The 25,200-nt window shown below is 33.3% G+C and carries 21 protein-coding genes and 1 pseudogene; 13 read left to right on the forward strand and 9 right to left on the reverse strand.

What is annotated here, in order from left to right:
- Positions 1 to 115: 115 nt before the first annotated feature.
- Positions 116 to 535 carry a helix-turn-helix domain-containing protein gene (locus ACHZDT_RS03435; protein WP_394773260.1) on the forward strand — a complete coding sequence of 140 codons (420 nt, stop codon included), beginning with the start codon at positions 116 to 118 and terminating at the stop codon, positions 533 to 535.
- Positions 536 to 618: 83 nt separating this feature from the next.
- Here ACHZDT_RS03435 and ACHZDT_RS03440 read toward each other — a convergent pair whose 3' ends face one another.
- From ACHZDT_RS03440 to ACHZDT_RS03450, 3 genes are all read right to left on the reverse strand, one after another.
- A complete protein-coding gene (locus tag ACHZDT_RS03440) occupies positions 619 to 1,395 on the reverse strand; it encodes a TIGR03915 family putative DNA repair protein (protein ID WP_394773261.1) in 777 nt (258 codons plus the stop codon).
- Positions 1,396 to 1,400: 5 nt separating this feature from the next.
- The gene (locus ACHZDT_RS03445) at positions 1,401 to 2,660 is read right to left on the reverse strand and encodes a putative DNA modification/repair radical SAM protein (protein WP_394773262.1); all 1,260 of its coding nucleotides are present in this window, start codon (positions 2,658 to 2,660) and stop codon (positions 1,401 to 1,403) included.
- A gap of 465 nt (positions 2,661 to 3,125) precedes the next feature.
- Positions 3,126 to 4,988, reverse strand: coding sequence for a TonB-dependent receptor plug domain-containing protein (locus ACHZDT_RS03450; protein ID WP_394773263.1), 1,863 nt, complete (start codon positions 4,986 to 4,988; stop codon positions 3,126 to 3,128).
- A gap of 43 nt (positions 4,989 to 5,031) precedes the next feature.
- Here ACHZDT_RS03450 and ACHZDT_RS03455 point away from each other — a divergent pair, with 43 nt between their 5' ends.
- From ACHZDT_RS03455 to ACHZDT_RS03485, 7 genes are all read left to right on the forward strand, one after another.
- Positions 5,032 to 6,531, forward strand: a complete 1,500-nt coding sequence (locus tag ACHZDT_RS03455) for a PLP-dependent aminotransferase family protein (RefSeq protein WP_394773264.1) — start codon at positions 5,032 to 5,034, stop codon at positions 6,529 to 6,531.
- A gap of 764 nt (positions 6,532 to 7,295) precedes the next feature.
- Positions 7,296 to 7,685, forward strand: a complete 390-nt coding sequence (locus ACHZDT_RS03460) for a hypothetical protein (RefSeq protein WP_394773265.1) — start codon at positions 7,296 to 7,298, stop codon at positions 7,683 to 7,685.
- 45 nt (positions 7,686 to 7,730) lie between these two features.
- Complete coding sequence (locus tag ACHZDT_RS03465; RefSeq protein WP_394773266.1) at positions 7,731 to 7,931, forward strand: hypothetical protein; 201 nt, start codon at positions 7,731 to 7,733, stop codon at positions 7,929 to 7,931.
- A 418-nt stretch (positions 7,932 to 8,349) separates the two neighbouring features.
- Positions 8,350 to 8,913 carry a DUF6642 family protein gene (locus ACHZDT_RS03470; protein WP_394773267.1) on the forward strand — a complete coding sequence of 188 codons (564 nt, stop codon included), beginning with the start codon at positions 8,350 to 8,352 and terminating at the stop codon, positions 8,911 to 8,913.
- A 2-nt stretch (positions 8,914 to 8,915) separates the two neighbouring features.
- A complete protein-coding gene (locus tag ACHZDT_RS03475; RefSeq protein ID WP_394773268.1) occupies positions 8,916 to 9,836 on the forward strand; it encodes a helix-turn-helix domain-containing protein in 921 nt (306 codons plus the stop codon).
- 69 nt (positions 9,837 to 9,905) lie between these two features.
- Positions 9,906 to 10,106, forward strand: coding sequence for a hypothetical protein (locus ACHZDT_RS03480; RefSeq protein WP_394773269.1), 201 nt, complete (start codon positions 9,906 to 9,908; stop codon positions 10,104 to 10,106).
- Positions 10,107 to 10,147: 41 nt separating this feature from the next.
- Positions 10,148 to 10,720: a pentapeptide repeat-containing protein gene (locus ACHZDT_RS03485; RefSeq protein ID WP_394773270.1), complete on the forward strand. Its 573-nt coding sequence runs from the start codon at positions 10,148 to 10,150 to the stop codon at positions 10,718 to 10,720.
- A gap of 93 nt (positions 10,721 to 10,813) precedes the next feature.
- On the opposite strand, the gene ACHZDT_RS03490 is transcribed toward ACHZDT_RS03485, so the two are convergent.
- The 4 genes from ACHZDT_RS03490 to ACHZDT_RS03505 form a co-directional block, all read right to left on the reverse strand.
- Positions 10,814 to 12,400, reverse strand: coding sequence for a DUF4957 domain-containing protein (locus ACHZDT_RS03490; protein WP_394773271.1), 1,587 nt, complete (start codon positions 12,398 to 12,400; stop codon positions 10,814 to 10,816).
- Positions 12,401 to 12,431: 31 nt separating this feature from the next.
- Positions 12,432 to 14,231: a RagB/SusD family nutrient uptake outer membrane protein gene (locus ACHZDT_RS03495; protein ID WP_394773272.1), complete on the reverse strand. Its 1,800-nt coding sequence runs from the start codon at positions 14,229 to 14,231 to the stop codon at positions 12,432 to 12,434.
- A 17-nt stretch (positions 14,232 to 14,248) separates the two neighbouring features.
- Positions 14,249 to 17,491 (reverse strand): SusC/RagA family TonB-linked outer membrane protein, encoded by a 3,243-nt coding sequence (locus tag ACHZDT_RS03500; protein ID WP_394773273.1) that lies wholly within the window; start codon positions 17,489 to 17,491, stop codon positions 14,249 to 14,251.
- 634 nt (positions 17,492 to 18,125) lie between these two features.
- Positions 18,126 to 19,292 carry an MFS transporter gene (locus tag ACHZDT_RS03505; protein ID WP_394773274.1) on the reverse strand — a complete coding sequence of 389 codons (1,167 nt, stop codon included), beginning with the start codon at positions 19,290 to 19,292 and terminating at the stop codon, positions 18,126 to 18,128.
- A gap of 101 nt (positions 19,293 to 19,393) precedes the next feature.
- Here ACHZDT_RS03505 and ACHZDT_RS03510 point away from each other — a divergent pair, with 101 nt between their 5' ends.
- The 4 genes from ACHZDT_RS03510 (at position 19,394) to ACHZDT_RS03525 (ending at position 21,944) form a co-directional block, all read left to right on the forward strand.
- Positions 19,394 to 20,227, forward strand: coding sequence for an AraC family transcriptional regulator (locus tag ACHZDT_RS03510; RefSeq protein ID WP_394773275.1), 834 nt, complete (start codon positions 19,394 to 19,396; stop codon positions 20,225 to 20,227).
- A 70-nt stretch (positions 20,228 to 20,297) separates the two neighbouring features.
- Positions 20,298 to 20,681, forward strand: coding sequence for a hypothetical protein (locus ACHZDT_RS03515; RefSeq protein ID WP_394773276.1), 384 nt, complete (start codon positions 20,298 to 20,300; stop codon positions 20,679 to 20,681).
- A 169-nt stretch (positions 20,682 to 20,850) separates the two neighbouring features.
- The gene (locus ACHZDT_RS03520; RefSeq protein ID WP_394773277.1) at positions 20,851 to 21,381 is read left to right on the forward strand and encodes a DUF3347 domain-containing protein; all 531 of its coding nucleotides are present in this window, start codon (positions 20,851 to 20,853) and stop codon (positions 21,379 to 21,381) included.
- Between the two features lie 2 nt (positions 21,382 to 21,383).
- Positions 21,384 to 21,944, forward strand: coding sequence for a helix-turn-helix domain-containing protein (locus ACHZDT_RS03525; RefSeq protein WP_394773278.1), 561 nt, complete (start codon positions 21,384 to 21,386; stop codon positions 21,942 to 21,944).
- A 41-nt stretch (positions 21,945 to 21,985) separates the two neighbouring features.
- Here ACHZDT_RS03525 and ACHZDT_RS03530 read toward each other — a convergent pair.
- Together ACHZDT_RS03530 and ACHZDT_RS03535 are read right to left on the reverse strand one after the other, a co-directional pair.
- Positions 21,986 to 22,063, reverse strand: a pseudogene (locus tag ACHZDT_RS03530) (hypothetical protein); the annotation flags it as partial.
- Positions 22,030 to 22,212 (reverse strand): hypothetical protein, encoded by a 183-nt coding sequence (locus tag ACHZDT_RS03535; protein ID WP_394773279.1) that lies wholly within the window; start codon positions 22,210 to 22,212, stop codon positions 22,030 to 22,032. The gene ACHZDT_RS03535 and the pseudogene ACHZDT_RS03530, both read right to left, overlap by 34 nt.
- Positions 22,213 to 22,659: 447 nt before the next feature.
- Here ACHZDT_RS03535 and ACHZDT_RS03540 point away from each other — a divergent pair, with 447 nt between their 5' ends.
- A complete protein-coding gene (locus tag ACHZDT_RS03540; RefSeq protein WP_394773280.1) occupies positions 22,660 to 25,194 on the forward strand; it encodes a heavy metal translocating P-type ATPase in 2,535 nt (844 codons plus the stop codon).
- Positions 25,195 to 25,200: the final 6 nt, after the last annotated feature.

A 25,200-nucleotide genomic window follows, 5' to 3' on the forward strand; every position in this document is an offset into this window, starting at 1 on the left:
TATTCTCAATTGAGATTTTAATTTTATGCTAAATCATAAAAATGTATCGTACATCTTCAGAAATGTGTTTTACCAAACCTAAAAAATTTTAAAGAATTTTAGATATCTTTGAACTATGAGCACAGTAACAAAACCATATCATATAGGGCGAAAAATTAGCCGTATTCGTGAACTGAAAGACATGAAACAAGAAGCTTTGGCGCAAGCTTTAGGAACAAATCAACAAGCGGTTTCGGCTATAGAAAACAGCGAAACTATTGATGAAGAAAAACTTATAGATGTTGCAAAAGCACTTGGTGTAAGTGTAGAAGCAATTAAAAATTTCTCAGAGGAAGGTATGATTAGCTATTTTAATACTTTTAATGATACTACTGTTAATGGTATCGTTAATGCTGGAACTAATTATGAATGTACTTTTCATCCATTGGATAAATTAATGGAATCAGTAGACGAAAACAAAAAGCTTTACGAACGTTTGCTGCAATCTGAAAAAGATAAAATCGAATACTTAGAAAAATTATTACAAGGAAAATAATACTTTTTCTTCCAACTTATTATATAAAAGCTACGCAAAGTCATTGACTTTGCGTATTTTTTTTCAAAAAATTTTATTTAATTTCATCTTTTTATTGTCGGAATTTTTTCTGTCAAATGTTTCCAATATCGTTTTGGCAAATGCTGAAGATGAACACGCATATTTTTTCTTGATTCAATATTTACACTGCTAAAATATTGTTTCCATAAATGCTGAAAAAGTTCTTCGCCTTCATCGCAGACTTCGGCTAAAAATTTTGATGAATTCGATTCTGTATTAAATTGAAGCTGAACGGTTTGAACATTTTCAAGATCATAATAAATTCCGTATTTACGTTTTGTATCATATATTAACCAACGCTGATCTGCGTATCGGTTTTTAAAATGAGTTTCGATCAATGGCAAAACATCACAATCGGGCTCAACAACTGCATAATACAATTCGTCTTTGGTTAACTTGAACCTGACAAAAGCTTCCATTCGGTGACTTTCTTTTCCGGTTAATCGTGCGGCTTTTTTTATACCTAAAACCGCATCGTTGCTTAAATCTCCTTCAATATTTATGGGACTTGCGAGTACATATTTCACAAACTGAAACATGGTTTCGTCAATCTGCTTTACTTCTGACATAAAAGCTTTGTAAATATTCGAAAGCCCTTCTGCCGAAAGGCGTTTCTGTAAACCACTTAAAACGCGTTTTGCTTTTTCAGGATCTGTTGCTGTAAAATGTGTCGTTGAAAAAAGTAACGAATCTGAGACTTCATTTTTGACAAAAACAATATCATTCAATTTGTATTCGTAGATTTCAAATACTGCTGTGAGCCATCCTTCGTAGGTACTGTCGTAAATTACTTGTGTCATTTTGATTAAAATAAAGCAAGTTGGTTCGAGAAATCGTTTTTATATTTGCTTTTTTGAGAGTTTAAAATATGACTTTTGATTTGTATCGAAGTTAAATCTTTCTGCAATTGAAACGGAGTCGCAAATGCCAGAAAATATTTGGCGCGCGAATACGCAATTCCTAATTTTTGCAAATCCTGAGGCATTAGTTTTTTAAATTGTCGTGCCGCCACAATTTTATTGGCACTTAAAAAACCAATTCCGGGAATTCGTTTTATGAGTTCTAAATCAGCAGTATTGATATCGACCGGAAATTGATTCAGGTTTCGCAACGCCCATCCTAATTTAGGATCTATATCCAGATCAAGATTAGGCTGATTGAATCCTACCATTTCATTTACATTAAATCCGTAATAGCGAATCAGCCAATCTGCCTGATACAAACGGTTTTCGCGAATTATAGGAACCGGCGTTCCTATTGCCGGAAGTCGGTTATCATCGCTAATAGGCACATATCCTGAATAATACACGCGTTTCATATTCATTTGCTGGTAAAAATAATTTGCCATGCCTAAAATTTCAAGATCACTTTCCTTAGTTGCACCAATTACCATTTGTGTACTTTGACCTGCGGGAGCAAAAAGCGGTGCTTTATAATTGAGTTTCTTTTCTTCTTTATACCCTACTATTGCATTTTTAAGGTATTCCATTGGTTTAATCACATCTTTGTGATTTTTATCAGGCGCCAGTAATTTCAGACTTTGTTCTGTTGGCATTTCGACATTTACACTTAAACGATCTGCATATAATCCAGCTTCCTTCAGCAATTCGTCGCTTGCTCCGGGAATGGCTTTTAGGTGAATATATCCATTAAAATTATGTTCTAATCTTAATTTTTTTGCGATTCTAACCAAACGTTCCATTGTATAATCGGCGTTATCAAAAATGCCGGAACTTAAAAAAAGTCCTTCAATATAATTTCTTCTGTAAAATCCTATGGTAAGATCAACAACCTCTTCAACCGTAAAAGCAGCGCGTTTAATGTCGTTGCTTTTTCGGCTTACACAATATGCGCAGTCAAAAATGCAATAATTTGTCAGTAAAATTTTTAGCAGAGAAACACATCGGCCATCTTCTGTAAATGAGTGGCAAATACCATATCCTTTAGCGTCGCCTAATCCTTTATCTTTATTTTTTCGATTGCTTAAAGCGGAGGAACATGACACATCATATTTTGCGGCATCAGCTAAAATGCCCAACTTCTCCATCACTCTTTCATGTACCATTTTGCGTCTTTTTAGTGGTTTAAAAACTAAATTTGTTTAACGTCAAAACTACTATTTAAAGACAAAAAAAGATTGATTTTAGTTGTTCCAAATTGTATCAAATTTCAACAACTCAATCACAAATAACTGATTATTAAATTGAAGTCCTGTTTTTTCTTCTGCCAATTAGATGGTGTCTAAATATAAAAACGCCTTTAATCTTAAACTGATTAAAGGCGTTTTTATATTTTATTAATATTCAAAATGGAAAACATTAATTTAGAAATTATTTAACCCTTTTACCGAGAAATTAATTGGAAAAATCCGTTTTTATCAGCGTTTTCGCTTTAGCGAATCAGTAAAATCAGCGACTAATTTGACGCGGATAAAACAGATTTACTTCGTAAAAAACACGGATAAAAACAGATTTGATTTGCAATAATTTTATTTCTAAGATTATCATTTTAGAAGTTCTTAGATTTAACTTTAAAAAGTTACAAATTTTACTCCTAAACTAAACCATCTTGAAGGAAGCGGAACCGCGCCAACTTCATAATATGTTGTATTGAAAATATTTTGTGCATCAACATAAACGGTAAATTTTTTAATAGATTGGCTTACTCTAAAATCATTCACCCAATATGATGGTCCGGTTACTCTTTGACTAAAACGAGTCGCAAATAAAGCCGTAAAATTTTTATGCTGAAAATCGATTGTATTCGTTATTTGATGTTCTAATGATGAAACCGAATATTTTGAATAAACTACCGGAATAACATCCTGAAATTCAAAATCTAAATACGAATATGCAAGACTAATATTCAGTTTAGATTCGCTGGATAAATTAGCATTGTAATTCGTACGCAAGTTGAAACCATTGGTATTCAGGTTTCCGTAATTATTACTTTGGTAAGGTTCTGTGGTTACGTTTCTTGTCCAGTCTATAAAATTCTTGATTTTTCTATAGAAATAATTCGCATTAAAATTAAAATTACGTTTGATGTATTTGAAACCAATTTCGCTTTGAAAAGCATTTTCGGTTTCAAGATTAGGATTCCCAATATTTCCCGGACGCTGGTTTAAATATAAATCTGTAAACGACGGAATACGTTGGCTTGTTCCAATATTCCCGATGATTTTAAAAGCATCTGTAATGGCGTAACTTGCGTCAAATCCCGGATAAACCTGCCATTTATAATCTGAATTATAATTTAAATAGGCGCCAAAATTCACATCAAGTTTCTCTATAAAAGTGGTTTTATATTGCATATAAAGTCCGTAATTCTCCCGATTATGATCGCCAATATTTGATGAACTTATATCTTCGCTTCTTGCTTCGGCTCCAAAACCAAGTTCTCCGTTTTCCATTTTATATGATGTATTCACTTCGGCCGCAAATGAGTTGGTATAATGCTGGCTTCTGCCCGCTTTAAGATTGGCAATTCCGTAATAACGGTAATCGTCATAATTATATCTGTAGCTCAATCTGGGCATTAACGTCCATTTTTCAGATAACTGATGTTTCGATTGCACATTTGCAAAAGTAGTCTGTACAACTTCGCTTGAGTTTTTATCGCCCGGAGCAGCATAAAATCCGTTCGCGCCAAAACCATTATTGATGTAACCAAATGAACTTAAAATTTCGTTTTTATCGTTCAATTGATAATTTCCCTGATAAAATATTTTATTATTTTCAAAAGCGGTATTGTAACGATATCCGTTGCTTTTATCGTGAGATGCAAAAAGCGAATGTTGCTGTTTTTCCTTGCTCAAAACTCCGCCAACCTGAATTCCGCTGCCATAAAAAGTATCTCCGGTATCTTGTGTATCTTTTTCAAAATTTGAACCAGCATACGTATTTACTAAAATTCCGGATTTCATTGGTTTTTTAGTAATAATATTAATCGCGCCGGTCAAACTATTGATTCCATAAGTCATCGCTGCCGGACCACGAATTATTTCGATTCTTTCGATTACCTCAACCGGAATAGGCAGATTCAGCATATTGTGCGCCGTTTGAGAATCGATAATTTTACTTCCGTTTAAAAGTACAACGGTTTGTTCAAAGCTTCCGCCGTCAATACTTACGTCAGCCTGACTCCCAAAAGGTCCTCTTTGTCTTAAGTCAACGCCATTTGCATATTGCAGAATTTCCTGAACAGATCGTCCCGGTAATTTTGCAATTGTGGCTTTATCAATTACATAAACGTTTCGGTTTTTCTTAGAAATTGGCGTGCTAAATCTATTTTCATGAATAATTACTTCATCAATATTAATGGTGTCTTTTTGCACCTGAGCTTGTAAACCAAGACTTAAGAGAGTCAGTATTGCAAAATAAAGTTTTGTCATTTGTTTTATTTTTTTGCAAAAGTAGTATCTTGCCGTACTACTAATGTATACCAGTTTTACAAAAATGGATAGTCCGGTTCAAATTCCTTTTAAAAGTTTCATTCAGCTTAAGCCCGAAGATGCAACTGCTTTATATCTGCAAATTGTTTTTGAGTTTATAAAAGCGATACAAACAGGTTTACTTCCTGAAGGCACAAAACTTCCGGGAACCCGCATTTTATGCAAATTATTACAGATTAACAGAAACACTTTGATTAAAGCTTTTCAGGATTTAGAACTGCAAGGCTGGATCGAAATTTTACCCAATAAGGGAACTTTTATCTTATCAGAAAAAAAAGAAAAAAAGAAAACCGATTATATTTCCGCAGAAAAAAATAGTTCACAAAGTGCCGCTTTTACCTTTAAACATTCGACGATTCTTGAAGATCCAAAAGAAATAAGCACTTTACCATATCAATTCAACGACGGTTTACCCGATTTACGGTTGGTACAAACTGATGTTCTCGCAAGGCTTTATGTTTCAAAACTAAAAAGCCAGAAAAGCACTAAAACATGGGAACAAGTTCAAACAGCATCTCATTTGAATTTTAAAACCCAATTTTCTAATTTTTTAAATGTAACACGAGGAATTCGGATTTCGACCTCAAATTTACTCACCACAAATAGTCACGAAATTAGTTTGTATCTGGTTACCAAATTATTGATTTCGCCGGGCGATAAAGTAGTGGTTGCTTCTCCGGGTTATTATATTTCAAACATGACATTATCTGATAGTGGCGCACAAATTATCACGATACCGGTTGATAAGGACGGAATCAATACGGAAGATCTCAAACAAATTTGCGAGAAACATCAAATCAGAATTTTGTATCTGACCTCAAATTATCATTATCCTACAACAACTTCGCTGAGCGCTAAAAGACGTATGGAAATTTTAGAATTGGCTAATCGCTACGGATTTGTGATTATAGAGGATGATTATGATTTTGATTTCCACTATGATAACAATCCCGTATTGCCTCTCGCCGCTTTAGATTCAAATGAAAGGGTGGTTTATATCGGGTCATTTGGCAGGTCTTTGCCGGCGGGTTTTGGTTATGGTTTTATTGCAGCGCCTTCAGCATTTATAAAGGAACTTGAAAAACACCAAAATATTCTTGAACCGGGAATTGATGTTATCAAGGAACAGGTTTTAACCGATTGGATTAAGGAAGGTGAAGTACATCGTCTTTCTAAGAAAAATAAAAAGATTTACAAAGAACGCCGGGATTATTTTGTTTTGTTGCTGAAAGAAAAACTGGAAGGGAAAATTAAATTTCAGGTTCCGGTTCGGGGTTTGGCAATTTGGGTGGAATGGCTGGATAATTTCAATTTGATAAGGCTGCAAAAACAATGTGCTATAAATGGTTTATTTTTACCGAAGACGATTTTATATCAAACTAAAAATCTTACGGCCACGCGTTTGGGTTTTGGACATTTTAACGAAGCTGAAATGAAAAATGCGGTTGAAATTTTACGCCAATCTCTTGATGAGATTATTTGAAATAATTTATTAATCACATAGAAATATAGATTTTATAGAAAAAGAAACATGTCTTTCAAATAGCCATTTCAATTTCATTAAGTCAAGAAAAAATCAATAATGTTATGCCGAACAAATCTCTCGCAAAATCGCCATGCATTGTCATCCGATTTCTATGATAAAACCAAATCTTTTTTTCAGGAGCTAATCCCGCTACCGAAGCCTCGGGACGTTCCAATCTTTTGTGGCTCCCGAAGCCTCGGGACCGCCACAAAAGGATTTTCACTTCTATCGGGGCTAGGGCAATCATTTTCATAATAATGTTTTCGTTTAGTATGTCATTTCGACGAAGGAGAAATCTCCACAAGTAACTCCGTGATGTGAATCCAATCTTTGTCGAGCTTCTCACGGAAATTTCTCCTGCGTAAATGACAAGATTGCGTTCGAGCTTTGGGTCTAACACCTTTACGAGATTAATTTTATTTTCTAAAAAGCTTAACTTAATAACATAGATACTAACACGCCTTTTTTAGGTATAAAAAATCTATGTTTCTATGTGTTGAAATAATTAGCCTAAAATCTAAACTGCTTTTATATTTTTTTAGATTTAAATTTTATTCTAAAAAAACAGGTATTTATACGTAGTGTTATAAATGTTAAAATAACGATTTTTGTTTCAGATTACGAGAAACCGTAAACTATTCTTAATAAAGTGTCATAAATTAGCTAAACATTAGCTCAAAAATCATAAATCGTTACACATTTAAACCTGAAAATTTAAAACTATGAAAAACCTTTGGTGTTGGCGTTGTAAAATGGAAGTTCCTATGCTTAATGAAGAGGAATATAAAGTTGCGTCTAAACTCTATCGTGATGGTTTTGAGAAAGGTAAATGCAGTATGACCAGAAAAATACGTTTCAAAGATTTACTTGACTATTATAAAGATCTGACAGGATTTGAAATAAACAATCCTAACGCAATTATGCATCATCGCATAGAACTTTACGGTTCTGAATGCGAAAGTTGTTCTAAACCTTACAGAACTCCTAAGGCTTCTTTTTGTGCCGCATGCGGAAATAAAAGAGAATCTAAATTAATTAACTACGCTGAAACTTTACACGAAGAATCTCCAAAATGGTGGCAAAGATTATTGGTTTTAAATAGAGCTGATTAATTATTATTATTATGTAATTTTACTTACATTTAGAAGAAAACTTAAATGATAAGGATCAATTATAAAATTCAATTTTGTCTGTTTGCCATTTCCCTTTTCTTTATTGGAATTGGAATCTACGATACGTCAAATGATGGATTAAAAACAGGAAAAGAACTTTTTTGGCAAATTTCTCATTTTGTTCCGTTTGTAATGGGAGCAATTATTTTTGGAAGTAATTTATATTTTAAACGAATTGAAAATTAATTACTACAAACCTTTACAATTCCGACAAAGGAGGAATCTCATGTGCTGAATCGACAAAGAATTACTTTCTTACGGAGTTTCTTGCGAAGATTCCTCCTTCGTCGGGAATGACAGATTATGGTAATTGCTAAATCTAAAAATAATCGCTTTTCTTTATGGAGTTTCTTGATGAGATTCCTCCTTCGTCGGAATGACAAGATTATGGTAATTGCTAAGTTTAAAAAGAATCACTTTTCTTTATGAAATTTCTTGATGAGATTCTTCCTTCGTCGGAATGACAAGATTATGGTAATTAGGATTTTTCCATAATGTCAAAAAATGCGTTAAAATACTTTTTGGATAGTTGTTTTTCGACAATAAAAAATACTTTTGTTAGAAAGGAAAAACAACGACTTATTACAACCAGAAAATATAATGTATGGATTACGAAAAATTCATCTTCTGCCTCGAAGGTGTTCCGGACGTAGACAACGACACGGCAACTCTAGCGGTAAAGAACTTAGAAGAAATTGCAATTGACCAGGGAATTTCCAGTATTTATAAAACCTGCGATACCATTGAAGGTCTCGAAGAAAGCCTGAATGTATTGCTTTATGAAGATCATAATTTTAAAGATTATGAAATTATCTATTTGGTTATGCCAGGCGAAGCAAATAATATTTGCCTTCACGATTATTATTATAGTCTTGAAGAAATAGCGGAACTTTTTGAAGGCAAAATGAAAGGCAAAATTATTCATTTTGCTAATCTTAAAGTATTGGATTTAAATAATGATGAAGCTCAATATTTTCTTGATATAACTGGTGCCCGTGCCATTTCCGGTTATGGTTCAACATATAATAAAATTGCAAGTTCCAGTACAATCGACAAAGCTTTTTTTAGCCTTTATCAGGATAATGATGATATTACAGAAGTTGTAGAAGAGTTGTATCAAAAACATTATGCTTTGTGCAAATTACTCGATTTTAGATTGTATTATTAATTATGACGGCAAAGACATCTGAAAACGTAAAAACATATGGAGCAAAGGGATTTCGTGAAAAATTTCTTGGTCCGGAAAATCCTATGCAATTACTTTTCAAATCAAATTCTGATCATTTTTTTTGTTTAAAGATGGAAGAAATGATGCAGCTTCAATATGCTGTTCCGCCTTCAAAACACAGTTGTCATACTATTCTTTTTTTAACATCAGGAACGCATATCATAAAAATTGGTTTTGAAGAATACCGAAGCAAGGCAAATGAAATGATTATAGTTCCGGCAGGTCAGATTTTTGCAATCGAACATATCAATACAAAACATGTTGGTTTTATTTGCCAGTTTCATCCTGAGGTTTTAATTGGAAAATATGGTAATACCGAAATGTTAAATGATTTTGATTTCCTGAAGATTGGAGGAAATCCGAAGATTAGCCTTTCAGAAAGTAATGCTGTTTTTATAACCAATCTTTTTATTCGGTTACAAGCTGCATATATTGAACCTGGAATTACCAATTTTAATATTGTACAATCCTATTTGATGGCTTTGTTTTTTGAAATGAATAAAAACAATGTCAAAATTGCTAAAACAGGAAATGCTTCTGCTGTTCTTTCATCGAAGTTTAAAGAGCTAATTTTAGCTCATATAAAAATAAATCATGAAGTAAATTATTATGCTTCGTTATTAAATGTTACGCCTAATCATTTAAACAAATCGGTAAAATCTACCACGGGCAAACCTGCTACTAAATGGATTGATGAAACCATTTTACTTGAAGCAAAGTATTTACTGTTTCAAACTACTCTTTCTATCAGCGAAATAGCAATGCAGGTAGGACACGAGGATCATTCTTACTTTAGCCGATTCTTTAAAAAACATGAAGGAATTACGCCTATTCAATATCGGAAAATGATTGATAAGTCCTAATTATTGCTTATAAAATCCTATTTACTCCAAAAGCATTTGTTGAAATTTGTACCGTAAAAAAAGCAAATTATGATTTATGTTTTTAAAACTTCTGTTGATTCAAAATCAAAATTAGATTTCGCAAATGTATTGATTGGGGAATTACTGCCAAATGCTGTTTGGAATTTTGATCTTGAGGATTGTGATAATATTTTAAGAATTGAAAGCGAAGACGAAATAAACGAAATAGCTCTTCAAAATGAAATTTTCGATTGTATCGAATTAGAATAAATTCGCTTTTCAAAAACACTTTTCAACATCAACAAAATATTATGGATACTGCATTGCATCAAAACAAAACTTTTGACACTATCGATTATTCGGATCAAAAATTATCTGATAATGAATTTATAAACTGTGAATTTATCAATTGTAATTTCTCGAAAAGTGATTTTAGTTATATTGACTTTTTAGATTGTACTTTTAAAAATTGCAATCTTTCGCTTTCTACACTTAAAAGTACCGGATTAAAAAACATTAAATTTATTGGTTGTAAATTAATGGGACTTGATTTTAGCGCGAGTAATAGTTTTTTATTTTCAATGTCTTTTCAGGATTGTCTACTTGATTATTCGACTTTTATTTATAAAAAATTAAAGAAAACAAACTTCATTGACTGCTCTCTAAAAGATGTTGATTTTTCAAATACTGATTTGTCTCTGTCTCTTTTTAAAAACTGTGATCTTGCCAATGCGACTTTCCAGGATTGTATTTTAGAGAAAACTGATTTTCGTTCTTCAAGAAATTATGCTTTTGATCCATCTGAAAATAAAATTAAGAGAACCAGAGTTTCTCAAGCTGCACTTGCGGGTTTGCTTGAAAAATTTGATTTGGATATTGAATAAGTTAGAAAAGTTTTCAGTAGCAGCTTTCAGTCTTCAGTTTGTGGATAATTATAACAAAAAAAGGGATGCAAAATTTTGCATCCCTTTTTTTAATTAAAAACTTAAAAAAGAACTATATCTCCAGCGTGGATCTCCCACTTTGTTGTCTATTAATGTTTGATTTTTAATTGTAAAATTACCTGTTGCTGCACCCACAAATTGCGGATCTAATGCAGTTCCAGATGTATCTGGTCTGTTATTGGCAAGTGCATTTGGGTTAGCAATTAGATTTGGCGAATTATAATAATTATTACTTGCAAAAGTTGGATTTGCCGTAACAGCTTCTCTTGTATATGGTGCAGGTGTATTTGCAAACAATGTATTTCTAACAGCTATAACATTGGTAACAAAACGCGTATATAAAATTGAATTAGCGGCAGTACCTAACATATTTGGGTTTGAGATCGTACAGCTATCAATTAATATATTGGTAGTTAAGCCTGTAAGACCGGCATCCATACGGATAAAATATCTTGCTGTTGCACAATTATTAAAAGTACTATTTTTAAGGGTTAATTGTGCTATTTGAGAACCTCTGACATCTATAAATTCTCCACCAGTTGTTAATACATTTGTCACAATAGTATTCTCAACTATTACGGAAGTGATTTTAGCAGCGGTTAAATTTGCACTGATTAATGATATACCATAATCATGTATATTAGAACCACTTATTAAAAGTGAACCGTATGTAATACTGTTGTCATTGTATTTAATAACTGAAACCGCAGCTCCCGCAGCTCCTTTATCGCCTTTTAAATCCAGATCGATTAAACTAATATTAGCGGCTCCGTTAGTTAATACAAAATTCACATGAAGTTTAGGTTTGTCATAACTGCGCAATCCTCTTAATGTAATTGCTTTATTTACAGTAATTGCTCCTATTTGATTTGCCGCTGTATAATCACCTGGCTCTAAAACTAATATTGCACCAGATGCGGCATCAGCGATTTTTTGCATTAAGTCATCAGTAACTTTAACTAAAATACCGGTTCCAATATCGATTCCGGTTGTAAATGTAGCAACACCTCTCTTTTTCGCACCGTTAAGCAAAGTAGCCGTATAAGCAGTTTCTGCAGTTAATCCGGTTACAATTGCAACCCCTGCCGTTTTTTCTGCTGGTGTTATTGCATGTGTAATACCACCCGGAGCAACGGTAATTTGCGTTACATTACTATTTGGCGTCCATCTTAAAGTAACTTGTTTGGCTTCTATATCAATTGGCTGTACAGGTAAAAAAAGTTGTTCTGATAAGGTTGTTGCTGTTGTAACAGACCATTTAGAATCTGCCAATCCTGAAGCGCTAACTGATTTTATTCTTATTGAATACGTGGTTTCACCTTCTAAAGCTACCGAAACAGGCAATTGAGCAGGAGTTACCTCAACAGTTTTATAGATTGTTTTGAATTCAGAATCATCTGCACTAAATTCTACAACATAATGATCTGCCTCTTCTTTTGTCGTCCAGTTTAACTCGACTGTTGTTTGATTTCTAACTTTTGCTGTAAGACCAATTGGGGAAAACTCTCTTGTATTTCCAATTCCGTCTAACAGTTGCTCATTATAACTATCACAACTTGTGATTGCAAATGCCAGTAATAATGTGGCTATTAATCCTTTTAGTATATATTTTGTTTTCATCGTAATAACTTTATTAATTTTTTCTAAGATCTTAATAACCGTAATCATTAGTTAATTGATTATTGCTTCCATCAATAAATACTTGCCATATTGGCCAGAATTGTCTGTTATCAGGATTAACTCCCGGCTTATACAATGAATTTATTTTAGCATCTGCTGCGGTTCCTGTCCACGTCCAGGTAACAGATGAATATAGTGCTCCGGGATTTGTTATCTCTCCTCTATTTAATCCGTAGATATCAAGAGATACATTATCTGCTTTATATTTATAGTACAAAGTTGATGGTACATTAGCATATTCTCCTGTGCGGGCTGATAAATTGGTCATTTTTTGTTTTGCCTCATCTAATTTTGCTTTCAGTAAATTCCAACGGATAAGTGCTTGTTTACGCTCCATTTCTCCGGTAAACTCAAATTTATTTTCTTCAACAAGAGCATTGAACATTGCTTCTTTACTCGTTAAAGCATTTACGTAATCATCCACTTTTACAGTCTGAGAAGTAGGGAATGCTCTTCTGCGAATTTCTTTTAAATAAGGCGCTGCTGCACCTGGACCTTCTAATTCGTTAGCTGTTTCAGCAGCAATCAAAAGTACTTCTGCATAACGCATGTAGATTTTATTAACTCCATCATCATTTGTAGAAGTAATATAACGTTTCATCCATTCGTAACGATATTTACCAAAATACCAGGTATCTAATGTATTCAACTCTTGTTTAGCTATATTATTAACTGCTGCACCATATTTGTAAGGCACACAAGTAACATCTCTACGGGCATCAGCCTGATCATAATCATAAAAAACAAATGGTAATGGTCCTGCAACTCCGCCACGATTAGCTCCATTAGCTTGAAACTGATCACTAGCTGCGGTGTGTTTTACAGCAAAAGTGAACAACATTCTACCACGTCCATCAGCAAAAGGAAGCTCCCAAAGAGATTCTCCTCCGGCAATAGTATTTTCCTCATTGTATTTTCTCCATAATCCTTCAAAAGTAGATTCTAAATGAGCGGAACCACTTTGAATTACTTCACGAGATTCTTTTAATGCCAATGCATACATAATACCAACTGAAAGTTCCGGATCAGTACTTCTTCTTACTCCGTTAGGATATTGTTGATAGCCACTTGCCGCCAAAGCCAAACGTGCTCTAAATGCTTTTACAAATGCTTTATTTATGTGCTCTACAGTACTGGTATATGCAGTTTCGTTAGGCCATGCAACTAATGTTGATGCTTCTCCTAAGTCTGCAATTAATTGTTTATACAGAATATCTCTACTTGATTTAGGCAAATATAAAGTTGCTGAAGTAATAGGTTCAAAACGAGCCGGAACATCACCCCATGCTTTAATTAAATCAGCATAATAAATTGCTCTCAGCGTTAAGGCTTCTCCTAATAATTGACCCATTTCTGTTCCCGGCAAAGGATTTCCATACTGACGTAAACCTTTAATACAAACATTAGCACGTTCAATACCTGAGTACATCATTGAATATGCATTATTAGTGGTATTCATTTCTGTATTACTTGGCTTTGCATCGTAAACAGACAAATCAGACTTATCTCCTGCTGTTTGCGAAGTATTATACCATTCTACGTCAGTATTTAATCCGTAATAGGGTAAAAAACGCCCTCTGTAAGAGTTAGTCTCGGCAAATGGTACTTTTATTCCATCAATAGCACCTTTTGCAAGTCCGGCTGTAGAGAAAATTACAGACGCATCTAATGTTGATTGTGCAGGTGTCTCTAAATAATCCTCTTCAAATTGTTGACAAGAACTGAATAAACCAGAAATAATCAATCCTGCTATTATTATTTTATGTTTCATTTTGTAATAATTTAAAATTAGAAATTAAGATTCATCCCAAAAATCATTTGTCTGCTTCTTGGATAAGGACTTGAATCAACCCCAGGTGTAAGTGGATTTTTTCTTCTTGTTGAAACTTCCGGATCAGAACCTGAGTAGTTAGTCCAAACAAAAACATTGCTTGCCGTTAGATAGAATCTCAATTTAGAAACTCCAAGTTTAGAAGTAAACATCTCAGGAGCCGTATAGCCTAATGTTAAAGTATTCAATCTTAAAAACGATGCATCCTCAACTGCCCAATCAGTAAAAATAGCGCTTCGCATATACGGAGACCACATTGTTGTAGTAGCATTAAGTTGTGTTAATGCAGCAGGATCTGTTACTAACTGACCTGAAACAGGATCTAAATTTGTCCATCTCTGCCCGTCAGCCATCGTAGAATTTAAATTTTTGTACTTCCCTGAAGCAGTTGCTGTCGAAAATTCAATTTTATCAGCATTATATACTTCATTTCCAATACTCCAGTTAAAAGCAGCCATTAAATCGAATCCATACGCATTTCCATTAATGACAAAACCGCCGGAACTTTTAGGATTAACATTTCCAATAACTGTTTTGTCATTTAAATCTACTTTACCATCTCCATTAACATCTTTCAATTTCATATCTCCTGGCTTAAGAGAACTTCCGTCTCCAACTAAAGTTGTAGCAGTACTAATTACTCCACTTTTTAAAGTATATTTTCCTCCCACATAATCAAAGTCAGATACTTCGTATCTACCATCATTTTTATAACCATACATAGAACCTAATGAAGAACCAACCTCTATAATATAATCATCGCCAATTTGTGAAGAGGCCCATCCTGTAGCCTGTCCAAAATTATTCATAACGCCTAATGAGTTAATACGGTTTTTGTTTATTCCCATATTGAATGAAAAATTCAATCCGTATTTTGCTTTTTCAATTGCAACAACATTTATCGTAGCCTCGAAACCTGTGTTTTGTGTTTCACCCATGTTACGATATTGATAATCGTATCCAGATCCCGGAACTAGAAAATTAATTAATAAATCACTGGTAACATTTTTATAGATATCAAAAGAACCATTTAAACGATTTTTGAAAAATCCAAAATCCAAACCAACATTTTGAGTAACTGTTGTTTCCCATTTCAAATCAGGATTAGGCATTGTTTTAGAAGGCGCCCAAACACTGGTAACTCCATTAATCCATGGTGTTGGTGTAGATTGAAAAATTTGAATTTGTTGACCAACAGGTATGTTATTATTTCCTGCTTCACCATAACTTGCTCTTACTTTTAAAAGATTGATCCAGGTTTGATCTTTTAGAAAATTCTCTTCAGAAATTTTCCATCCTGCTGCAAAAGCAGGGAAATATCCCCAACGATTTTCTTTTAAAAATTTACTTGAACCATCTGCACGAAATGTAGCGGTTAATAAGTAACGATTTTTGTAGTCATAATTTGCACGTCCAAAAAACGACAATAATTTGTCATCCGGGCTGTAATAATTATCTACTGATTGTGGTGTTCCCTGTGTTGTTAATTTTTTTGCCTGATCAAAATCAAAAAATGTAGGATATCCATGAATAGTACTAGTAACGCTATTTGAATTATATGAAATACTTTCTTCTCCTAAAAGAGCACTCAAATGGTGATTTTCGCCCATTATTTTTTTGAAATCATAATTTAGTGTATTAGCATTTCTAAAACGTCTCTCTTTAGTATCAGACATAATCATTGCAGGCATACCCTGCAATGGACCTAGTGGAGCATTAGCTACATAATAAGTAGTTCGTCCGTAAAAACGATAATCCAGATTGTTATAATTGTCCAAACCTAAATCTACTTTCAATTTTAAATTTTCTGCAAGCTCCCATCCAAAGCTACCTAACATATTATAGTTTTTACGAAACTGTTGACGATCATTATCAGAAACAGATGTTAAAGGATTTATCAATACATCTGAGCCATCTCCAGTTACATCTTCTGAAGTTAAACCTGCTACCGGAAGTGGCGCATAACCAACAATATTACGCATACGCGAATCTGTTGAAGATTTTTCATTTTGTTCATTTACACCTCCACCGTTAATTTCAGTATCTGAATAACGCATAGTAAAACTAACATCAATTTTATCATTTAATTTACTTTTTAAAGCCAGGGAAAGGTTATTACGTTTATAATCTGAACCTATCATAATAGCTTTTTCATCATAATGAGCGTAATTAAAATTATAATTAACCTTATCAGTTCCGCCTCTAATTCCTAAATCACGACTTTGTACCTCACCAGTACGTCCAAAAATTTGTTTTTGCCAATTATCCCCTTTCAAACCTTTGTACATATCCTGATCTTGCCAATTTCCAAAATACCTAGTATATGAAGATGGATCAGAAGCTACTTTAGTTCCTGTTTGTGAAAGCAAAGCATATTCGTATTGCCATTTAGTATAATCATCCGGCGACAAAACATCAATTTGATTAGCCACCTTTTTCATCCCATAAAACATGTTAAAATTGACCGCAATTTTGCCGTCTTTTCCGCTTTTAGTTGTAATGATAATTACCCCATTTGCACCACGTGATCCATATATTGCAGTTGAAGCAGCATCTTTTAAAACCGTCATTGAGTCAATATCAGATGACGAAATATCATTCATACTATTTATTGGAAATCCATCTACAATAATCAAAGGCGAAGCATCCTGAGTAAGAGAACCACCTCCGCGAACTCTGATTTTTATATCAGCATCCGGAGAACCCTCTGATGAAGTTACTTGTACACCTGCAATTCGGCCTGTTAAGGCTTCAGCTACATTTGCAACTGGAACTTTTTTCAAATCGTTACCCGAAATAGTAGAAACTGCTCCTGTTAAATCTGATTTTTTTGCTGTTCCATATCCAATAACAACAACTTCATTCAGGCTGTTAGAATCTTCAGATAAGGCAACATCAATTTTAGTTTTTCCATCTACGGCTACTTCTTTGGTTTTAAAACCTATAAAAGAGAAGGTTATAACTGCTTTCGGATTTGAAAGTTTTAATTTATAACGTCCGTCAAAATCCGTTGAGGTTCCATTTTTTGTTCCTTTTTCTAAAATATTAACTCCCGGCAATGTTAGCCCTGCAGCATCTTTAACCGTTCCTTCAAGTGTTCCTGTCTGAGCATTCATCTGATTGCTCGTGAGTAAACACAATAAAAAAACAACTGCAAAGTAACAATGTGCTCCTTTGTTAAATAAATCTTTAAAATTCATGGTTGATTGTTTAAGTTATTAATTAGTTTTTGTGGTTTTTTGTGGTTATTCTAATTTTAATCTTTCGGGCTTTCTTTTATTATTCAAGATCATTTCTTCAATAATAACTTGGGATTTCGTCTGTTATAAATTTCAAAACAGATTCATTTTTTAAGTTTAATTAAAAGTTGTAATCGATTACACAAACATAAATATTTTTTTGATATAAAAAATTAAAATTCATAAAAATTTCCTAAAATAAATTTAATATGAAAAATAAAAGCGCTTTTTTATATGACATGTGTAATTTAAGTTCAATATAAATATTAAATATATTTTCAATATTTAATAATTTGTTGCGATTATCTAAAAAAACAATCGATTACACTAAAACTGTTTGCAGTATTATAAGTGTTGTATTTAGATTTCTAATACGCAAAAAAATCAAAAATCTATTCATAATCAAACCATAATATCTAAATTGATTTGAATTTTAAAACATCATCAGGAATAAAAACAATATTATTCTTACGAATAAAAAAGTTCAACAACTCTGTATTAGAACTTTACAGAAGAAATAAGGTAAAATTGAGCATAAAAAAACCCTTAAACGAAATTCCGTTTAAGGGTTATATTATTTATAAAGCAGATTATATTAAGCGCGCTGCAATTGTAAATTATTTTTATGTTTTTGCATTAAGATAAAAGTAATACCCATTCCAATCACGGCCATTACAACACCAATAAGATTTGGCGATGCATAACTATATCCCGCAGCCAATGGCAAACCTCCCAAAAAAGCTCCTAAAGCATTACCAATATTAAAACTTCCCTGAAGTGCTGCCGAAGCTATCATTTCAGCATCTTTTGCGGTACGGATCATTAACATTTGAATAGGCGCAATAACCGAAAAAGAAATTGCTCCGGTTAAGAAAGTCAGAAATAACGAAACATATTGATTATAGGAGAACAAATAAACTAAAACCAAATCAATTGACATTACAAACAACAATGCCAAAACGGTTGGTGCCGGAGAATATTTATCGGCAAGTTTGCCTCCTAAAAAGTTTCCAACAACCATTCCTAAACCTGCAAGAATTAAAATATATGAAACATCTTCGGGTGAAAATTGAGATACATTTGTTAATAAAGGCGCGATATAACTAATCCACGCAAATAATCCTCCAAATCCTACCGCGGTAATCCCGATGATTAACCAAGCTTCTGTTTTCCTGAAAAATTGTAATTGAGTTTTCATATTTACGTTTCCGCTTTTTTCCAGATTTGGCATCCATAAAGAGATAAACAAAAACGTAAGCAAACCAACAACCGTAATCAATATAAAAGTATAACGCCATATAAAATTGTGTCCTATATAGGTACCAATTGGAACCCCAATTAAATTCGCCAGGGTTAAACCCGAAAACATAATTGCAATTGCCTGAGCTTCCTTGCCTTTATCAGCTAATCGGCTTGCAACAACTGCTCCAACGCCAAAAAAGGCTCCGTGTGGTAAACCGGAAAGAAATCTTGAAGCGAATAAAAAATTATAGGTTGGTGCAATGATCGAAAGCGAGTTAAAAACGGTTAACATTAAAGCTAATATTAAAAGCATTTTCTTTGGAGCAAAATTTCTCCCTAAAATAACTAACAACGGAGCGCCAATAACAACACCAAGCGCATAAGCAGAAATTAAATATCCTGCTACGGGAATTGAAACTTTCATATCTGAGGCAATATCCGGCAACAAACCCATCATAACAAATTCGGTAATACCGATCGTTAAACCTCCTAATGAGAGTGCGATAAGACTTTTTTTCATTTGTTTTACAAGAAAGGATTAGACTTTCTATGGTGCAAATTTAACACAATCACACATGAAAATAGTTGTATATTTGCGATATAAACTTGTACATTTAAGCTATGCCGAAATTTAATCAGTTTGAAAAACTTGTTATTCATGAATTTGAAGATGACGTATTTCCTCATGTTCCGCACACACATACTTATTATGAAATCATTTATATTAAAAAAGGAAGCGGAATCCATCATTTAAATCACAACCCGCTTCCGTATAAAACCGGAGATTTATTTGTGATTTCTCCCGAAGATTATCATTATTTTGATATCAAAAAAAGAACTCGTTTTGTATACATCAAGTTCACGGACAATTATTTTGATTCAAATAAAAACCTTTTTTGTGATGATTTGCTTTTGAATACGCCGGAAGATTTCATGCGAAACAAATTGCTCAAAGAAACCGTTTTAAAATTAGACGATCCGTGCAAAACGATTTTAAAAAATACTGTCGAAAACATTACGGCTTATAATTGCAAAACCGATGTTTCGACTTCGCCAATTGTTTTTTATCAGATTCTCTCCATTTTTGGATTAATCAAAGAAACTATCCGATGCATGAATTTGCAAATGAAATCGACGCATATAGATAACGAACAAATTGCAACTTATATTCATCAGAATATTTACCAGCCCAAACTGGTTCAAATTAAGGTAATCGCCAATCATTTTAATATTGCCGAATCTTATTTTAGTGCTTATTTCAAAAGGACTTTTGCGATTAGTTATCGTGATTACATTCATAATTTAAGAACTACTTTGATCGAAAAACGAATTCATAACGATCAATTACCGATTAAACAAATTGCTTACGAATTTGGTTTTACAGATGAAAGCCATTTATCGAACTATTTTAAAAAGAGAAAAAACATGAAACCTAGTGATTTTAAGAAAACTTAAAATTTGAAATCTTAAATAAATAGCAGCTCTAAAAAATTATTTCTAAATTTGTCATTCTAAAAACAATTCATTGACGAAAAAATTCCACATATTATTTCTCTTTATAACCCTTGGCTTATTTTTGATGTCCAATTCAGGTTATGCCTGCGGAAGAGTCGAACAAAAAATGGATTGTGAGAAGAAATCATCTTCAAAAGAAGAAACTTCTGATTCTTGCCAGAAAGATTGTTGCAAAAAAGATAAATCTTCTAAGAAAGATCATGGCTGTAACGGAAAATGTGATCATTCAGGGTGCACAACTTCTGGACTTTCATTTAGTTTGATTTCAATAAATGAATTTGATTTTAATGCTAATCTATTTAATTTCTCTCTTGAGAAATCTATTTCATATCACAAAACCGCTAGTATTTCTGATGGTTTTACTTCGATCTGGTTGCCACCAAAAATAAAATAATTCTATTGCTGACAGCCATATTTGGGTTTAACTCCTAAGTTCCTAAGTCGCTAAGGTTCTAAGCAAAAAATTAAACTTTGCTTTCTGCTTCTCTGCGAGAAGCAACTTCAATAAAATAAAATTATTTAACTTAGAGATAAAATTTACATTCTCTACAAAATCACATAAAATGAAAAATTCAATATTAAATATAGCAGCAGTAATTGTATTAGTATTCTCTGCAAATTTCGTTCAGGCAAATACTGTCAAAACAGAAAAGACTTCGATTGAAATTGCTGATGCAAGTCAGTTACAATCTGTTTATGATGCGTATTTCACAGTAAAAGATGCATTAATTAAAAGTGATGCTAAATTAACTTCGGCGAAAGCTACAGATTTATTGACCGCAATTAATGCCATAAAAATGGACAAATTAAAAAGTACTGAACATACTGTTTGGATGAAAGTGGTAAAAAAATTAACTGCTGACGCAAAAAGTATTTCGTCTAGCACAGACATCAAAAAGCAACGTGAGACTTTTAAATCACTTTCAAAAAACACTTATGATTTAATTAAAGTTTCTAAATCTGATGTGGCGGTTTACAAACAATATTGTCCAATGGCAGATGCTGACTGGTTAAGTAAAGAAAAAGCAGTTAAGAATCCGTATTACGGCTCATCAATGTTGACTTGCGGAAATGTGGTAGAAACCATCAAATAAATATGACATTCTACATCAAAAATATGGTGTGTGGTCGCTGTAAAATGGTTGTGAAGTCTGAGTTTGAGAAACTCGGACTTCATACTATTTCAGTTGAATTAGGTGAAGTTGAATTAAAAGATACAATTACCGAAAATCAAAAGGAAATTTTACTTAAAAACCTTCAGGAATTAGGTTTCGATTTTATTGATGACAAAAAAACCAAAACTATTGAGAGAATAAAAAATCTCATTGTTGATTTAGTTCATCATAAAAACAACGATCTCAAAGTAAACCTATCTGATTTTTTGGTTGAAAACCTCAACCAGGATTATAGCACGCTTAGTAATTTATTCTCGGAAGTTGAAAACACCACAATCGAAAAGTATTTTATCAGTCAGAAAATTGAAAAAGTAAAAGAGTTATTGATTTACAACGAACTTTCGTTAAGCGAAATTGCTGATATTTTAAACTACAGTAATGTGGCACATTTAAGCAATCAGTTCAAGAAAATTACTGGTTTCACTCCTACTTCATTCAAGCAATTGAAAGATAAAAACCGTATTCAGATTGAGGATTTGTAATTATAATTTATAAAAAAACGTGCTAATAATTTAGCACGTTTTTATTTCAGCCCTAAACTTCCCCATATATCATTAGGATCAACTGTTATACTTTTAGATTTGCCACTTTTGTAATCTGCATATGATTTCTTAACCTTTGCAACAAATTCAGGGTTGTAAAACTTTCTTCCTGAATTTTTACACCTTTATTTCTAACCGCTAATAGCTTTGCTAGTTCTAGCAATATTTTACCAGCTTTAGTACGCTCATTTATAGTAATAGTTGTCATTCTCTTATTTTATTATTACAACAACAATAGTGATATTTTCTTACGCATTTATGCTAAAAGGATAATATATATTTTTTGTATAACATTCAAAACATAAAGTATTAAATCAAGATTTGTAAAGAGTTTATTTCTCGCAGGTGCAGAAGCGCAAAGTTTTTCCACTAATTAAACGTGTGTTTTGTCATTTCGACGAAGGAGAAATCACACGAGAAACTCCGCTCCTAATTGCCAATCTTTGTCGAATACCAGATGTGATTTCTCCTTCGTCAGAAATGACATAAAATGAGAAAAAAAACTTTGCGCTTTTGCGTCTTTGCGAGATTATTTATCAAACCCAACAATAAATCTTTACGATTAAAATAATATTACAAATCATTCTCAAAATTATGCAAACCAAACTAAACCATACTTCGGAAATTTGCATTGTAATACTTAAAAATAGAAACAATGACTCATCAATATATAATTTCAGGAATGTCGTGCGATGGCTGTCGGAAAAAAGTCGAAAAAACTTTGAATACGGTGGCAGGAATTCAGGCTGAAGTAACTTTAAATCCTCCATTGGCAACCATAACAATGGAAAAACATGTTCCAACTGAAAAATTTCAGGAAGTCTTAACCGAAGCCGGAAAATATACTATTGAGATGACTTCTTCTAAAAATCATACAGAACCTGCCGTTAAATCGTGTTGTTCTGGTCAGAAGAAAGACAATTCTACAGAACATCAACACAAAAAAGAATCTACTGTAAATCATAATACAACCGGAGTTTTTTATTGCCCAATGCATTGTGAAGGTGATAAAACATACAACAAACCTGGAGATTGTCCGGTTTGCGGAATGGATTTAGTTCCTGAAGTTGCAATAAATGCTACGCAATTTACCTGCCCAATGCATCCTGAAATTGTTTCGAATGAACCTGGTGACTGCACAATTTGCGGAATGGATCTTGTCCCGATGCAAGCTTCTGAAAATGAAGAGAACAAAACCTATACTGACTTATTAAAGAAAATGAAGATTGCGATTTTATTTACGCTTCCCATCTTTATTATTTCAATGTCAGAAATGATTCCTAACAATCCTCTTTATAATATAATGTCTGTTGAAAAATGGAATTGGGTTCAGTTTTTATTTTCGATTCCGGTTCTTTTTTATGCGGGTTGGATGTTTTTTGTCCGTGCCTACAAATCCATTATTACATGGAATCTAAATATGTTTACGTTAATTGGAATTGGAACAAGCGTTGCTTTCTTATTTAGTATTGCCGGAATGTTTTTTCCCGATATTTTCCCTACCGAATTTAAATCACATCACGGAGCAATTCATCTTTATTTTGAAGCGGCGACCGTAATTATAACGTTGGTTTTATTAGGACAATTATTAGAAGCCAAAGCACACGGACAAACAAACGGAGCAATAAAAGCATTACTAAAACTCGCTCCAACCGAAGCTACTTTGGTGGAAAACGGAAATGATAAAACAATCTCAATTCATACTATTAAAAAAGGAGATTTATTACGTGTAAAACCAGGAGAAAAAATTCCGGTCGACGGAAAAATTACAACGGGAGAAAGCAATATTGATGAAGCTATGATTACCGGAGAACCAATTCCGGTTGACAAAAAGATTGGTGATAATGTCATTGCAGGAACCATAAACGGAACAAAATCATTTGTGATGATTGCCGAAAAAGTGGGTTCAGAAACCTTGCTCTCGCAAATTATACAAATGGTTAATGATGCAAGCCGTTCAAGAGCTCCAATCCAGAAATTAGCAGATCGTGTGGCAAAGTATTTTGTACCAACGGTTGTCATTATTTCTATTTTGACGTTTTTTATCTGGGCTAAATTTGGTCCGGAACCTTCATACATTTACGGATTAATTAATGCAATTGCGGTTTTAATTATTGCTTGTCCTTGCGCTTTAGGATTAGCAACTCCAATGTCGGTTATGGTTGGCGTAGGTAAAGGAGCACAATTCGGAATCCTGATAAAAAATGCTGAAGCCTTAGAAAACATGAGCAAAATAGATGTTCTGATTACAGATAAAACCGGAACGATCACAGAAGGAAAACCATCTGTAGAAAAAATCTATGCCATTAATAATAATGAAAATTTCTTATTACAAAATATCGCCTCGCTAAACCAACATAGCGAACATCCTTTGGCGCAAGCCGTAGTTAATTTTGCTAAAGCCAAAAATCAAACTTTAATTGAAGTTCCGGACTTTGAAGCCATTGCCGGAAAAGGAGTTATAGGAACGGTAAACAACTCAAAAATAGCTTTGGGAAATAAAAAACTAATGATTGAGGTTGGCGCTTCGGTTTCTGAAGATATTGAAAACAAAATTATTGCCGAACAAAATTTAGGTAAAACCGTTTCGTATATTGCTGTAAATAAAGTCGTTTTGGGTTATGTAACGATTACCGATGCAATTAAGGAAAATAGTGTAAAAGCGATTAAGGAATTAATCGATCAGGGTGTTGAAGTGATTATGATGACGGGCGATAATGCAAATACGGCAAAAGCTGTTGCGAATCATTTGCATTTAAGTTCGTTTAAAGCAGATTGTCTTCCTGAAGATAAACTAAAAGAAATTCAGCGCTTGCAGGCCGAAGGTAAAATCGTTGCAATGGCGGGTGACGGAATCAACGATGCTCCGGCTTTGGCGCAAGCCAATATTGGAATCGCAATGGGAACCGGAACCGATGTTGCAATACAAAGTGCAAAAATTACGCTTGTCAAAGGCGACTTGAACGGAATTGTAAAAGCTAAAAAACTAAGTTTTTCGGTTATGAAAAATATAAAACAAAATTTATTTTTTGCTTTTATATATAATGTATTGGGCGTTCCCATTGCCGCGGGAATTTTATATCCTGTATTTGGGATTTTGCTTTCGCCGATGTTAGCAGCTTTGGCAATGAGTCTGAGTTCAGTTTCTGTAATTGTAAATGCTTTGCGATTACGCAATCTAAATCTTTAAAAAATC

Source organism: Flavobacterium sp. (assembly GCF_043722275.1).
In the GTDB taxonomy this organism is placed as follows: domain Bacteria; phylum Bacteroidota; class Bacteroidia; order Flavobacteriales; family Flavobacteriaceae; genus Flavobacterium.